Here is a 13,395-nt window from a genome sequence, read left to right as displayed (position 1 = left end):
GGGGGGAGCGAGCATATGACGGGGTGCGGGTTGTCGGCTCAGCCCGTGTTCTGCAGACCGGCGGCCATGCCGTTGATGGTGAGCAGCAGCGGGCGGTGCCAGGGGTGGCCCTCTTCGGCCTCCTCGCCTGCATCGATCGTGTGCAGCATGCGTAAGCAGCGCAGCTGGAGCCGGCTGAGCGCGTCGACCGAGGGGCGGCGCAGCTCGACGGCGGTCCGCAGGTGCGGCTTGCGCTCCAGCAGCCTCTCCTGACCGAGCACGTCGAGCGTCTGCTCGCGGGCCAGGCGCAGCTCGGCGAGGATCCGCTCGGCGATGTCGGGGCGGTCCGCAAGGTCAAGGAACTGGGCCGCGAGCCGCTCCTCGCTCTTGGCCAGGCTCATCTCGGCCACGTCGACCAGGGCCGAGAAGACGGGCCACTCACGGTAGGCGGCCCGGAGCGCCTCGCGGTCGGTCTCGGCAGCCAGCGCGGCCCCGAGCCCGTACCAGCCCGGCAGGTTGAGCCTCGTCATCGACCACGCGAACACCCAGGGGATCGCTCGCAGGTCGGACAGCGTCCGCCCGGACCCGCCGCCCCGACGGGCCGGCCGGGAGCCCAGACGCAGGTCGCCCAGGGCATCGAGAGGGCTGGCGACGGCGAGGACATCAGCGATGCCGTCGGTGTCCATGAGGGCGCGGTATGCCGCGCGGCTCGTCTCCTCCAGCCGTTCGGCAAGCGGGGCGTACCGCTCCGCCGCAGCGTCGCGCGCGGCGGTGACCTCGGGCGAGTCGGCCTGCAGGACCGCCGAGGCCATCCGCTCCAGGTGCTGCTGAGCGATTCGCACGTCGGCGTACCGGGCGTGGATCACCTCACCCTGCTCGGTCACCTTGAACCGGCCGGCGACCGATCCCGTGGGCTGGGCGGTGATCGCCCGCTGCAGCGGCCCACCGCCGCGTCCCATCGACCCACCACGGCCGTGGAAGAGGGTCAGCTGCAGGTTGTGCCTTTCTGCCCAGGCGACCAGGTCCTGCTGAGCGCGGTGCAGGATCAGGGTGGCTGCCGCCGGGCCGACGTCCTTGGCGCTGTCGGAGTAACCGAGCATGATCTCGACCCTCCGATCCCGGGGCCGCAGCCAGGCCTGCGTCGACCCCAGGAGCAGCCACGCCTGAAGGGTCTGGCACGCGCGCTGCAGGTCGTCTCCGGTCTCGAAGAGCGGCACGACGTCGAGGCGCAGCGGCCGGTCGCCGACCGCCAACCTGGCCAGGGCCCGCACCGCGGCGAGATCCCCAGCGCTCTGGCTGAAGGAGACGATATAGGTCCCGCAGCAGGTGATGCCCCAGCGCTCCTGAAGCCAGGCCATCACCCGCAGCGTGTCAAGGACCTCCTGGGTCGAGGGGTCGTGCGCATGCACCGGGGCCGGCCAGCCGTGGACGGCCAGCCAGTCAAGGATCCGGACGTCCGAGGCGGCGGTCACGGGGTCCTCGAGCGACATCCCCGCGATCTGCACGTCGGCGTCACGAAGCTGTCCCAGCAGCTCGACCAGGGCGCGTCGGTGCACGGCACTGTGCTGACGTACCTCTAGCTCGGCGAGGTGGAATCCGAAGGTCTCCACCATCCAGAGCAGATGCATCAGCTCGCCTCCCGCAGCTCGGCGGTCACCCGCCTCGAGCAGGGAGCGACGCACCAGCTCGAGGTCGGCGATGAGCTCATGCGCCCCGCCGTAACCGCGGCCCGCGACCCCGTCGGCCGTGGCTGCCAGCCGATGGGCCGCGACCAGGAGCTTCTGCCGGTGCGGTTCGCCCGGGGAGTCCTTGACGATCCGGGCAAAGACGTCCGGCATGGCGACGGCGTCGTAGTCCAGTGCCGTGCGTAGTGCAGCCGAGGCCGGGGTGCTTCGCTCGTCCATCGTCAGCGTGCGCGCGACCCGCTCCACGTTGACGCGCAGGGCGTGCAGGGCCACGGCCGCCTGCGCCTCGACCGTCTGCCTGGTGACGGCAGCGGTGACGTGCGGATTGCCGTCCCGGTCGCCCCCCACCCACGAGCCGTAACGCAGCAGGGCCGGCAGCGGCTCCTCGCCGGCAGGCTCGCCGAGCTGCCGCAACGCCAGCTCGACGGTCCGCTGGAACCGCGGGACCGCCCGGAACAGCGTCGTCTCGAAGATGGCCAGCACCGTACGCACCTCGTCCAGGGGTTCCGGACGGGTGGTCCGCAGGGTCGAGGTGCGGTGCAGGATGTCGATGTCCTCCAGCATCCGGCGGCGCGCGAACGCCTTCTCGGCAGCTCCCGACCCCGTGTCGACGTGTCGGTCGAGTTGTTCGGCAATCCGGTGCAGGGCACTGGCGACGGCACGCCGACGGGCCTCTGTGGGGTGCGCGGTCAGGACCGGGTGGAGCCGGAGCAAGGGGAGGTGCTCGGCGGCGGCGCCACCCACCGAGGCGACCGTTGCCGCGATGTCACCGGCCTCGAGCGAGTCCCCATACTCGCCGTCCCCGGCGCGTAGCGAGCGGGCTCGGTGCCGCTCTGCGACGAGGTTGGTCAGGTGTAGTCGCACGGTCAACGCCCGGGCCATCGCCGCCACTTCCTCCGGCCCCGCGTCGGCGACAAGATCATCCAGAGTCTCGCTCCGCCCCCCGAAGTGGTCGCGCAGCGGGTCGGCCAGGCCCTGCTCGCCCGACTCGGCGAGCACCTGCTCGTGCAGCTGGATCAGTAGGTCAAGGTCTCTGGCCAGGCGCTCCATGTCGCACCACCCTAGGGGCCGTCCGCGGCCCCCGCCCGTGGCGACGCCCCGCCACCGGACAGGCGGCGGGGCGTCGTGCGCCGGGGGCCGCATGTCGATGACGCAGCGCGCCCAGGATCACTCGGTGGTCGCGGCGGGCCCAGGGTCCTCGATGATCGCGGCGGCCTCGCCCTCGACACGCTCTCGTGCAGCATCTCGCCCTCGTCGTCGACGGGGGTGTAGCGCGCCGAGAAGGTGATGGCCGCCCCGGGCTGATGGTGGAAGTTGTCGCCGACCGAGAGGCCAAGGGCGGTCAGGCTTGGCCGGACCCGCCCTCCTGCTGGGCCGCCGCGACCTTGGCCCGGACCTCGTCCATGTCCAGCGCCTTGACCTGGGCGATCACCGAGTCCAGGTCCCGGGCGGGCAGCGCGCCGGCCTGGCTGAAGACCAGCATGCCCTCCTTGAACGCCATGATCGTCGGAATCGAGCTGATCTCAGCGCTGGCAGCCAACGCCTGCTGGTCCTCGGTGTCCACCTTGCCGAAGACGACGTCCTCATGCTGGGCGGAGGCCTGGTCATAGACGGGGGCGAACATCTTGCAGGGGCCGCACCACTCGGCCCACCAGTCCACGAGGACGATGTCGTTGCCGGTCACGGTCTGCTCGAAGGTCTCTGCGGTCAGGTCTAAGGTGCTCATACGGGCGTCAACAGACCTGTCCGGCGATCTCTTCCACGGCCCTGGGGACCGTCTAGCATCGACCACATGCCCACCGCCCGACGGCCCTGCCTCCTGCAGGGCCTCATCCCGCTCGCCTGCCTGGCGCTCCTGACCAGCGCCTGCGCAGACCCGTCCCAGAACGGTCTCCCGCAGGAGGGGGCCTCGGGCACTCAGGAGGGGAAGGTGCCAGCACAGGACGTCGTCATCGCCGTCGGGTCGGAGCCGGACACTCTCAACCCGGTGCTGGGCTACGCGCGGTGGGGCGACGGCAAGGTGGTCGAGGGTCTCCTGCAGCTGGGTGTGGACCTGGTCCCGGAGCCCCTGCTCGCAGAGTCCTTGCCCGAGGTGAGCGACGACGGCCTGACGTGGACCTACACGCTACGCGACGGGGTCCGCTTCCACGACGGCACCCTCCTGTCCGCCGACGACGTCGTCTACACCTACGAGTCGGCGCTGGACCCCGACCTCGGCTCTGCGGTGGCGGCCGACCTGACGGCCCTGGCAGCCGTCGAGGCGGTCGACGAGCGCACCGTCCGCTTCACCCTCGACCGGCCGCACGCATCCTTCCCGGTCGCGACCGTGCTGGGCATCGTTCCGGCGGGCAGCGACCTGGACGACGTGCAGGTGGTGGGCACCGGTCCCTACCGGATGAGTTCCTACCGACCCGGTGACCGGCTGGTCCTCACCGCCCACGACGACTACTGGGGCGAGCCGCCGGAGGTCGGCCGGGCCACTTTCGTCTTCGCCGAGGACGACGCGGCCCGCGTGGCACGGGTCGCCTCCGGCGAGGTGGACGCAGCGCTGCTCCCGGCCACCTCCCTGGCCCGGTTCGAGGAGAACGACGCCTTCGATGTGGTGCGTCGCGACACCAGCGACTTCCGCGCGATCATCATGCCCGAGGAGCACCCCGTCGCCGGCGACCCCGCCGTCCGGCGAGCACTCAACCTCGGCCTGGACCGTCAGTCCCTCGTCGAGGGTGCCCTCGCCGGATCCGGTCGCCCCGCCTACGGTCCCATCCCGCCCGAGGCCGCTGAGTATTCCTCGGTCGTGGAGGTCGACACCGACGTCCCCGCGGCCCGCGCAGTCCTGGAGGAGGCCGGGTGGCAGGAGGGCCCGGACGGGACCCGGGTCCGGGACGGCCAGCGGGCGGAGCTGACGCTCATGTACCCCGCCGGTGACAGCCTGCGCCAGAACATTGCCCTCTACGTGCAGGCCCAGGCCGGCGGACTGGGGATCGAGGTCACCCCGGACGGCTTGTCGTGGGACGCGATCGAGCCCCGGATGAGCCAGGACCCGCTGGTCTACGGCTCGGGCAACCCCTATGACGCCGACCTGTCCACCTATCCGCTCCTGCACTCATCCCGGGCGCTGGTCGGCTTCGACAACCCGGGCGGTTACCGTTCGCCGGAGCTGGACGCCGCCCTGGAGTCCGGCCGCAGCGCGCTGGACGACGCGGAGCGCAACGCGGCCTACGCCGAGGTCCAGGATCTGCTGGCCCAAGACCTCCCGTGGATCTTCCTGGCTTACGTCGGGCATGACTACGTCATCCGGGCGGGGGTCTGGCAGGGGTATGACGTGCCGCTGGTCGAGCCGCACGAGCACGGTCTGCAGGGCGGGCCCTGGTGGAACCTGCCCTCCTGGACCAGCGCCAGGCGGTGAGCGACGCCCGGCCGTCCGCCCCCGCACGTCCGCGCCGCGCCGACCGGTCGGTGGCCAGGCTGGTGCTGGGTCGGCTGTTGCTGCTGCCGCTCCTGCTCGCCGGGGTGACCCTGGCCATGTTCGCCCTGGCTCAGTCCGCACCGTTCGACCCGGTGGTGGCGGCCCTGGGGGAGCGGGCGCTGACCATGGACGGGCCCACCCTGGCGTCCATGCGCGAGCGCTTGGGCGAGGTCTCTGCGCTGCAGCAGTGGGCGGCCTGGTGGGGCAACGTCCTCACCGGCGACCTGGGCGCCTCCACCAGCCTGCGCCGTCCGGTCGCCGCGGTGCTGGCCGAACGCCTGCTGTGGACGCTGGGCCTCATGGCTGCAGCCCTGCTGCTCGCCGTTCCGTTGGGTCTGCTGCTGGGCGCCTGGGCCGGGACGCGCCCGGGCACCCTGGCCGACCGGGTGGTCGGTGCTGGGCTGCTCTCCCTCCAGGCGGCTCCTCCGTTCTGGCTGGGGCTGGTCGGGATCTGGCTCTTCGCGGTCGCCTGGGGATGGTTGCCCACGGGGGGTGCCACCAGCCTGAGCGCCGACCGTGCGCAGCCGCTGGACGTCCTGAGGCACGCGGTCCTGCCGGTCTCGGTGCTGGCCCTCTCCCAGCTGCCCTGGTACGCCCTCGTCGTCCGCGACGCGACCCGGGACGCCCTCGCCGGGCCGGCCGTGCGGGGTGCCTGGGCCCGCGGCATACCGCGCCGGCAGATCCTGCGTGCACACGCGGTGCGCCCCGCCCTGCTGCCCCTCGTCACGGTGCTGGGGGTGCGTCTGCCTGAGCTCATCACCGGCGCTGTGCTGGTGGAGGTGGTCTTCTCCTGGCCCGGCATCGCCAGCGCGGTCGTCGAGTCCGCGCTGCGGCTCGACTTCGCCCTGCTCGCGGCCATCACGGTCCTGAGCACGATCATCGTGGTGCTGGGCAACCTGGCGGCGGACCTGCTCTACCGCGTCGTGGACCCGCGGGTGGGTGAGCGCGATGGCTGAGGAGTGGCGCGCCGTGCGCGACGCCCACGCCCGCCCGTGGATGGGGCGAGGGGAGAAGGGGCGGACAGCCGGACGAGGTATGCCGATCCCTCGGCGGAGTCCGGGCGCCACCAACCGTGCGGCGGGGGGCAAGGTCTTCGGTGCGGCCGGTGCCTGGTGGCTGCTCTGCCTCGTCGGGGTTTTGACGGCCGTGCTGCTCCTCGGCGGGGGCGGGCCGGCGCAGACGGCAGACTTCACCCGGTCCTGGCTGCCGCCCTCCCCGGGTCACCCGTTCGGGACCGATCACGCGGGCCGTGACCTGCTGGAACGCACGCTCGCGGGCGCCAGGGTCTCGCTGTTGGTGGGGCTGGCTGCCGCCGGCACCTCCAGCGCGATCGGCCTGCTCGTGGGCGGGCTCGCGGGCTCGGTCGCCCACCGCGCCGGCGGCTGGCTGGACTCGGTGCTCATGCGCCTTGTCGACGCGGTCAACGCGCTGCCGCACCTGGTGCTCGGCATCGTCATCGTGGCCCTGCTCGGTCCCTCGCTGACCAGTGTGGTGATCAGTGTCGCGCTCACCCACTGGACGACCACCGCCCGGATCGTGCGGGCGGAGATGCTGGCCCTGACCGGAGCCGGTTTCGTCGAGGCTGCCGTCGGCGCCGGGGCGAGCCGGTGGTGGGTGCTTTCCCGGCACCTTCTGGGGCACGTGCTCGCACGGGCCCTGCTGGCCACGGTGCTCATGGTGCCGCACGCGATCATGCACGAGTCCGCGCTGAGCTTCCTGGGCCTGGGGCTGCAGGACGACCGGGCCTCGCTCGGCACGATCATCGAGCAGTCCCGCTCTGCGGTCCTGGCTGGACACTGGTGGCCAGCGGTGCTGCCGGGACTGGTGCTGGTCCTGCTGAGCCTGGCCGTCTACTGGGTGGCCGAGCGGCTGCGGCCCGTGTCCGTGGGGCGATCGTGACCGGCCGCGCCGAGGGCCGGCCCGTCGGTGGTCAGGCGAGGGTCGGTCTGGTGGTCGAGGGCCTGGGGGTGGCCCTGCCCCAGGTCGACGGCGCCCACCTCAGCGTGCTCGACCAGGTCGACCTGCACGTGCAGCCGGGGGAGGTGCTCGTGCTCCTGGGGCCCAGCGGTGCGGGCAAGTCCACGCTGGTGTCGGCGCTGCTCGGTCTGCTGCCCGCGGGGTCGTGGGTGCGGGGGCAGGCCCGTTGGCATGCCGCGGACCATGCCGTGGACCTGCTTGACCCGCCCGTCAAGGAACGGGAGCGGCACCGAGGCCGCATCGCCGCGTGGCTGCCGCAGGCCCCCTTGGCCACGCTCACCCCGGTCCTGTCCGTGGGGGCCCACCTGCGCGAGAAGGCACGGGTCCACGCGCCGGCCAGGCAGGTGGACCGCCTGCTCCAGCGCGCCCGGAGCAGGCACGACGTGGACGAGGCCTGGGACGGCCGCCTGCCCACCCAGCTCTCGGGGGACAGGCCCAGCGCGTCTCCAACGCCCTCGCCCTGCTCGGCGACCCCCTGCTGGTGCTGGCCGATGAGCCGACCACGGGTCTGGACCGGGAGCGGGCGGTGCGGGTGGGCGAAGAGCTGCGTGCGTTGGCCCGTGAGGAGGGCCGGGCGGTCCTGGTCGTCACCCACGACCTGGCGCTGGCCGAGCAGGTCGCCGACGCCGTCGTCGAGCTCGACGCCGGCCGGGCCAGTGACCGGCAACCGGCCGGCACGGTCGTCGAGCGGGTCCGCACGGCCGGCCACCGCCACGCTCACCGGTCCCGGCCACGCCAGCCCGCGGACCTGGACACCGCGCCGGCCGCCGAGCACCGCACCGGCCTGTCCGGGGTCGGGCTGACCATCGTCAGGGGCCGGGGGCAGGTGGTCACGGAGAGCCTGGACGTGCGTGTCGCCCCGGACCGGACCACCGGCCTGATGGCACCCTCCGGCGCGGGCAAGACCAGCCTGCTGCGCACCCTGGCGCTGCTGCATACCCCTGCCCGCGGGCATGTCGAGCTGGACGGTCGACGGGTCCGGGGGACCGGACACCGGGTGCCCGCCGAGGTCCGCAGGCAGATCGGCTACGTCCCTCAGGACCCACGATCCTGCGTTGACCCGCGGTGGACGCTGGGCAGGACGCTGGCCGAACCCCTGGTGTTGGCGGGCCGGTCGAGCGGGCCCGAGGTGGTCGCTAGTCTGCTGGACCAGGTCGGCCTGACCCCCCGGATCGCCCAGCGGCGTCCGGACGAGGTCTCCGGCGGCCAGCTGCAACGGGTAGTGCTCGCCAGGGCCCTGGCCATGCAGCCGGACTACCTGCTGCTCGACGAGCCGACCGCGATGGTCGACGGGGCCACCGCCCGCGCCCTCGTGGCCGCGGTGCACGAGCACCAGCACGCCACCGGCGCTGGGGTGCTGGTCGCCTCGCACGACGAGGAGCTGGTGCGGACCTGGTGCGACGACGTCCTGGTGTGGGAACAGTGAGCACCGTCCGGAGCTGCCGCGCGCATACGGAACAATAGGACGTCATGAGCCCCGTCCCCTCCGTGTCCAACTCCATCACCGTCCGGCTCGAGCTCCCGGCCCGCGTGACCGCGGTCTCCGAGATCACCACCGCCGTGTCCGACGTCGGTGGCATGGTCACCGCAGTTGACATCAGCGAATCGGGCACCGAGCGGCTGCAGGCCGACCTGACTATCGCCACCCACGGCACCCGCCACGCCGCCGAGGTGGTCGACGCCATCAGCCAGGTCGACGGGGTCGAGATCGGTCGGGTCAGCGACCGCACCTTCCTGGCGCACCTCGGGGGCAAGCTCGAGGTCAAGTCCAAGCTGCCGATCCGGAACCGTGATGACCTGTCGCTGGTCTATACCCCGGGTGTGGCCAAGATCTGCCAGGCGATCGCGGAGAAGCCCGAGGACGCCCGGAGCCTGACCATCAAGCGCAACACGGTCGCGGTCGTCACCGACGGCTCGGCGGTGCTCGGCCTGGGCGACATCGGCCCGCTCGCGGCGATGCCGGTGATGGAGGGCAAGGCGGCGCTGTTCAAGCGGTTCGCGGACATCGACGCCTTCCCGATCTGCCTGGACGCCCATGACGCCGACGAGATCGTCCGCATCGTCAAGGCCCTTTCGCCAGGCTTCGCCGGGATCAACCTGGAGGACATCTCGGCTCCCCGCTGCTTCCACATCGAGGACCGGCTGCGGCGTGAGCTGGACATCCCGGTCTTCCATGACGACCAGCACGGCACCGCGATCGTTGCTCTCGCCGCGCTGAAGAACGCCCTGCGCGTGGTGGAGAAGGAGCTCTCCGAGGTCAAGGTCGTCATGTCCGGTGCGGGCGCCGCGGGCTCGGCGATCATCCGTCTGCTGCTGCAGGCCGGGGTCGTGGACCTGGTCGTCGCCGACGTGGATGGGATCATCCACTCCCGCCGCCCCGACGTGGTGCGCGGGGACAACGGCAACCTGGCCTGGATCGCCAGCCAGACCAACCGGGCGATGCAGGACGGCACGCTCAAGGAGGCGCTCGTGGGCGCCGACGTCTTTATCGGGGTCTCTGCCGGAAACATCCTCACCGGCGATGACATCGCGCAGATGAACGAGGACGCCATCGTCTTCGCGATGGCCAACCCGGTCCCGGAGGTGGACCCCGTGGAGGCCGGTCGCCACGCGACGGTGGTCGCCACCGGACGCAGCGACTTCGCCAACCAGATCAACAACGTCCTGGTCTTCCCCGGCGTCTTCCGCGGTCTGCTCGACGCCGCGAGCAGGCACATCGACGACGACATGCTCCTGGCCGCGGCGTCGGCCCTGGCCGACGTCGTCCAGCCCGAGGAGCTCAACCCCACCTACATCATCCCCAGTGTCTTCAACCCGCAGGCGACCAAGGCGGTGGCCCAGGCGGTCGAGGCGGCCGCGCGGCGGGTCCGCGAGAAGGGCGAGGAGGGCGCGGGCTGACGGCTATGACGGACCAGACCGCAGGTGGGCGGCTGCGCCTCTTCGGGTGGGTGCTACTCGGGCTCGCCGTGGTGGGACAGGTGGCCGGGCTCTACGCGCCGACCGTGCCCGGCCCTGACGGCATACCCGGCTTGGACAAGGTCGGGCACTTCCTGGCCTTCGCGGTGCCGGCCTTTCTGGCCCGACTGCTCGGCGCCCGGTGGATGATGCTCTTGTTGCTCGTGCACGCGCTGGTCGCTGAGCCCCTCCAGCACACCCTGACGTCGAACCGCGTCGCCGAACTGGGCGACGCGCTCGCCAACCTCGTGGGCCTGGCCGTCGGTGCGCTCGCGGCGCGCCTGGTGGCTCGGTGGCGTCATGATGGGGGCATGCCGTCCGTCGACGATCGGGAGAGGGCAGGATGAGCGCACGCAGCCCCTGGGCCCCCGCCGGCCACGTCACCGGCGAGCTGCTCGTCGCGACCCCGATGACGGGAGAGCCGTTCGAGCACGCGGTCGTGCTGGTGCTGCACCATGACGAGGACGGTGCCCACGGGCTCGTGCTCAACCAGCCGCTGGACGCGGGGGTGGACGTCGTCCTGCCCGAGTGGCAACCGTTCGTCACCTCACCCGGGGTGCTCTTCCGGGGTGGGCCGGTCGGGATGGACACCGCGATGGGTCTGGTCAGCGTGCCGGGGCATGACCCTGGCGACCCGCCGCTAGGGACCCAGCTGCTCTTCGGCGGGATCGGCCTGGTCGACCTCGACGCCCCCGCGCCCTTGGTGGTGCCCGAGCTGGGTGCCTTCCGCATCTTCGTCGGCTACAGCGGGTGGGGCGCGGGCCAGCTGGACGGTGAGATCCGCCAAGGGGCCTGGTACGTCGTGCCCCGGGAGCCCCGCGACCCCTTCCACGAGGACACCTCCGAGCTCTGGCGCGAGGTGTTGCTGCGGCAGCGCTCCGCGCTCTCCTTCGCCACCACCTGGACTCCGGACGCCGACCAGAACTAGGCCAGGACCTGCTGGGTCGCGCCTAGACTGTGGTCCATGAGCACGCGCATGTCGGATCAGCCCCTGGACGCACCCGAGGCCCCCACCGCCCCGTCGACGCAGACGGCGCTGCTGGAGCGCACCGACACCCGGGTCGATCCCGATCTGCAGGAACCCGGTGACCACGAGCGCTTCGCCCACTATGTGCGCAAGGAAAAGATCATGGAGTCGGCGATGACCGGCAACCCGGTGATCGCCCTGTGCGGCAAGGTCTGGATCCCGGGCCGGGACCCTGAGAAGTTCCCTGTGTGCCCCATGTGCAAGGAGATCTACGAGGGTCTGCGTGAGCCGCAAGACGGTGGGTCCGGCAGCGGCGGGCCGGGCAGCGGCGGGTCCGGCGGGGGCACCGAAGGCTGACCGGAGCGAGGGCCAGCGCCCGACAGGGACGGCAGTCGGGGTCGGTCCTCGCCGGTCGTGAAGGAAGGCCCGGACGACACGCCATACCATGCCGTCGACCGCCCCCGCGGGCGTGCCCGGCCTGGTGAGTCCCCCTGAAAAACCACCTATCCTGGGTCGGCCATGTCGACTGCTGCTGCCTCCCACCTGCCTCCCGCCTATCCCGAGCGCGCCGCCTGGGGGACCGCCGGAAAGCTGCGCGCCTGGCAGGCCGCAGCACTGGAGCAGTACCTCGCCGAACGGCCCCGTGACTTCCTCGCCGTGGCCACGCCGGGGGCCGGTAAGACCACCTTCGCGCTCCGCGTGGCCACCGAGCTGCTGGACCGCGGGGAGGTGCAGCGCATCACCATCGTCGCGCCCACCGAGCACCTGAAGATCCAGTGGGCGGATGCTGCCGCCAAGGTCGGCATCCGCATCGACCCGCGCTTCGCCAACGCACAGGGACGGCACGGCCGCGACTACGACGGGGTCGCGGTCACCTACGCCGGCGTAGCCAGCAAACCCCTCCTGCACCGGGCCCGCACCGAGGCCGCCCGCACGCTGGTCATCCTCGACGAGATCCACCACGGCGGTGACGCGCTGTCCTGGGGCGAGGCGGTCCGGGAGGCGTTCGAGCCCGCGCAGCGTCGCCTGGGGCTCACCGGCACCCCCTTCCGCTCCGACACCGCAGCGATCCCCTTCGTGCGCTACGAGATGGACACGGAGGGGATCCTGCGCTCGGCCGCGGACTACACCTACGGCTACGCCGACGCCCTGCGGGACGGCGTGGTGCGGCCGGTGCTCTTCTTGTCCTACGGCGGCACCATGCGCTGGCGCACCAAGGTTGGTGACGAGCTCGAGGCCCGGCTGGGCGAGCCGCTGACCAAGGACCTGACCAAGCAGGCCTGGCGGACCGCGCTGGACCCGGCGGGGGAGTGGGCGCCGTCGGTGCTGCGGGCCGCGGACAAGCGGCTCACCGAGGTGCGACGGCACGTCGAGGACGCCGGGGGCTTGGTCATCGCCACCGACCAGCGCTCGGCCCGGGCCTACGCCAAGCAGCTGCACGAGCTGACCGGCGAACGGCCCACCGTGGTCCTCTCTGATGACTCCGACGCCTCCGCCCGGATCGAGAAGTTCGCGGCCAGCACCTCGCGGTGGATGGTCGCCGTCCGGATGGTCTCCGAGGGCGTGGACGTCCCCCGGCTGTGCGTCGGGGTCTACGCCACCTCCACCTCCACGCCGCTCTTCTTCGCCCAGGCCGTTGGCCGGTTCGTCCGAGCCCGGCGCCGCGGGGAGACCGCATCGGTCTTCTTGCCCAACGTCTCCCTGCTCCTCGCGCACGCCGGCTCGATGGAGCACGAGCGCGACCACGCCTTGAACAAGAAGAAGGACGACGACGGCGAGCTGCTGTGGTCGGAGGAGGACGGTCTGCTGGCGGCCGCGAACGCCCAGGAGAGCGCGTCCGGCGAGTTGGAGGGCAGCTTCGAGGCGCTCGGGTCCGACGCCGAGTTCGACCACGTCCTCTTCGACGCCGAGCAGTTCGGTCTCGGCGGCCTGCCCGGCTCGGAGGACGAGGATGAGTTCCTCGGGCTGCCCGGCCTGCTCGAGCCCGACCAGGTGGCCCATGTCCTGCGCGAGCGGCAGAAGAAGCAGGTCGGCCGTGGCGGGGGGCAGGAGCGAGCCCAGGCCGTCTCGGCCCACCGCGCCCTGGCCGAGCACCGCAAGGAGCTGAACAAGCTCGTCTCTGCCTACGCCCAGAAGAAGGGCCAGCCGCACGCCGTCGTCCACGCCGAACTGCGCAGGGTATGCGGTGGCCCCGAGCTCGCCACCGCCTCCAGCGAGCAGGTACAGGCGCGGATCGAGAAGATCCGCAACTGGTTCGTCGGACGCCGCTAGTTCGCCGGCGCGCTTGCTCCCGGGCGCGCTGGTTCGTAGGCGCGCGTGCTCGCCTACCCGCGCCGTTCCGGGCTCATCCTTCCCGGGAGAAGCTG

Annotated in this window: 11 protein-coding genes and 1 pseudogene; 10 read left to right on the top strand and 2 right to left on the bottom strand. The window is 72.2% G+C overall.

Annotated features, from left to right (window positions below):
• Positions 1 to 38: 38 nt before the first annotated feature.
• Both FY030_RS10205 and trxA read right to left on the bottom strand, forming a co-directional pair.
• Positions 39 to 2,714: a phosphoenolpyruvate carboxylase gene (locus tag FY030_RS10205; protein WP_158061414.1), complete on the bottom strand. Its 2,676-nt coding sequence runs from the start codon at positions 2,712 to 2,714 to the stop codon at positions 39 to 41.
• A 292-nt stretch (positions 2,715 to 3,006) separates the two neighbouring features.
• Positions 3,007 to 3,390: a thioredoxin gene (gene trxA, locus FY030_RS10200; protein ID WP_158061413.1), complete on the bottom strand. Its 384-nt coding sequence runs from the start codon at positions 3,388 to 3,390 to the stop codon at positions 3,007 to 3,009.
• Between the two features lie 66 nt (positions 3,391 to 3,456).
• On the opposite strand from trxA, the gene FY030_RS10195 reads away from it, so the two are divergent.
• The 10 genes and pseudogenes from FY030_RS10195 to FY030_RS10150 all read left to right on the top strand — a co-directional run bounded on the left by FY030_RS10195 (position 3,457) and on the right by FY030_RS10150 (position 13,300).
• Entirely contained in the window at positions 3,457 to 5,070 is a 1,614-nt protein-coding gene (locus FY030_RS10195) for an ABC transporter substrate-binding protein (RefSeq protein WP_158061412.1), read from the top strand.
• Positions 5,034 to 6,086, top strand: coding sequence for an ABC transporter permease (locus FY030_RS10190; protein WP_202879689.1), 1,053 nt, complete (start codon positions 5,034 to 5,036; stop codon positions 6,084 to 6,086). Before FY030_RS10195 ends, FY030_RS10190 begins: the two co-directional genes overlap by 37 nt.
• Positions 6,079 to 7,029 (top strand): ABC transporter permease, encoded by a 951-nt coding sequence (locus FY030_RS10185; RefSeq protein ID WP_158061411.1) that lies wholly within the window; start codon positions 6,079 to 6,081, stop codon positions 7,027 to 7,029. The genes FY030_RS10190 and FY030_RS10185 overlap by 8 nt, the downstream gene beginning before the upstream one ends.
• Positions 6,930 to 7,475: pseudogene (locus FY030_RS17340) on the top strand (ATP-binding cassette domain-containing protein); the annotation flags it as partial. The gene FY030_RS10185 and the pseudogene FY030_RS17340, both read left to right, overlap by 100 nt.
• A gap of 113 nt (positions 7,476 to 7,588) precedes the next feature.
• Positions 7,589 to 8,533, top strand: coding sequence for an ATP-binding cassette domain-containing protein (locus FY030_RS10175; protein WP_158061410.1), 945 nt, complete (start codon positions 7,589 to 7,591; stop codon positions 8,531 to 8,533).
• A gap of 44 nt (positions 8,534 to 8,577) precedes the next feature.
• Positions 8,578 to 10,005 carry an NAD-dependent malic enzyme gene (locus tag FY030_RS10170; protein ID WP_158061409.1) on the top strand — a complete coding sequence of 476 codons (1,428 nt, stop codon included), beginning with the start codon at positions 8,578 to 8,580 and terminating at the stop codon, positions 10,003 to 10,005.
• Between the two features lie 5 nt (positions 10,006 to 10,010).
• Positions 10,011 to 10,409: a VanZ family protein gene (locus tag FY030_RS10165; protein ID WP_158061408.1), complete on the top strand. Its 399-nt coding sequence runs from the start codon at positions 10,011 to 10,013 to the stop codon at positions 10,407 to 10,409.
• Positions 10,406 to 10,990: a YqgE/AlgH family protein gene (locus tag FY030_RS10160; protein ID WP_158061407.1), complete on the top strand. Its 585-nt coding sequence runs from the start codon at positions 10,406 to 10,408 to the stop codon at positions 10,988 to 10,990. The genes FY030_RS10165 and FY030_RS10160 overlap by 4 nt, the downstream gene beginning before the upstream one ends.
• A 36-nt stretch (positions 10,991 to 11,026) precedes the next feature.
• Positions 11,027 to 11,386, top strand: coding sequence for a DUF3039 domain-containing protein (locus FY030_RS10155; protein ID WP_158061406.1), 360 nt, complete (start codon positions 11,027 to 11,029; stop codon positions 11,384 to 11,386).
• A gap of 162 nt (positions 11,387 to 11,548) precedes the next feature.
• Complete coding sequence (locus FY030_RS10150) at positions 11,549 to 13,300, top strand: DEAD/DEAH box helicase (protein WP_158061405.1); 1,752 nt, start codon at positions 11,549 to 11,551, stop codon at positions 13,298 to 13,300.
• The last annotated feature ends 95 nt before the right edge of the window (positions 13,301 to 13,395 follow it).

The sequence above is a fragment of the Ornithinimicrobium pratense genome, assembly GCF_008843165.1.
In the GTDB taxonomy this organism is placed as follows: domain Bacteria; phylum Actinomycetota; class Actinomycetes; order Actinomycetales; family Dermatophilaceae; genus Ornithinicoccus; species Ornithinicoccus pratensis.
This window is presented reverse-complemented; position numbering and strand designations above follow the sequence as displayed.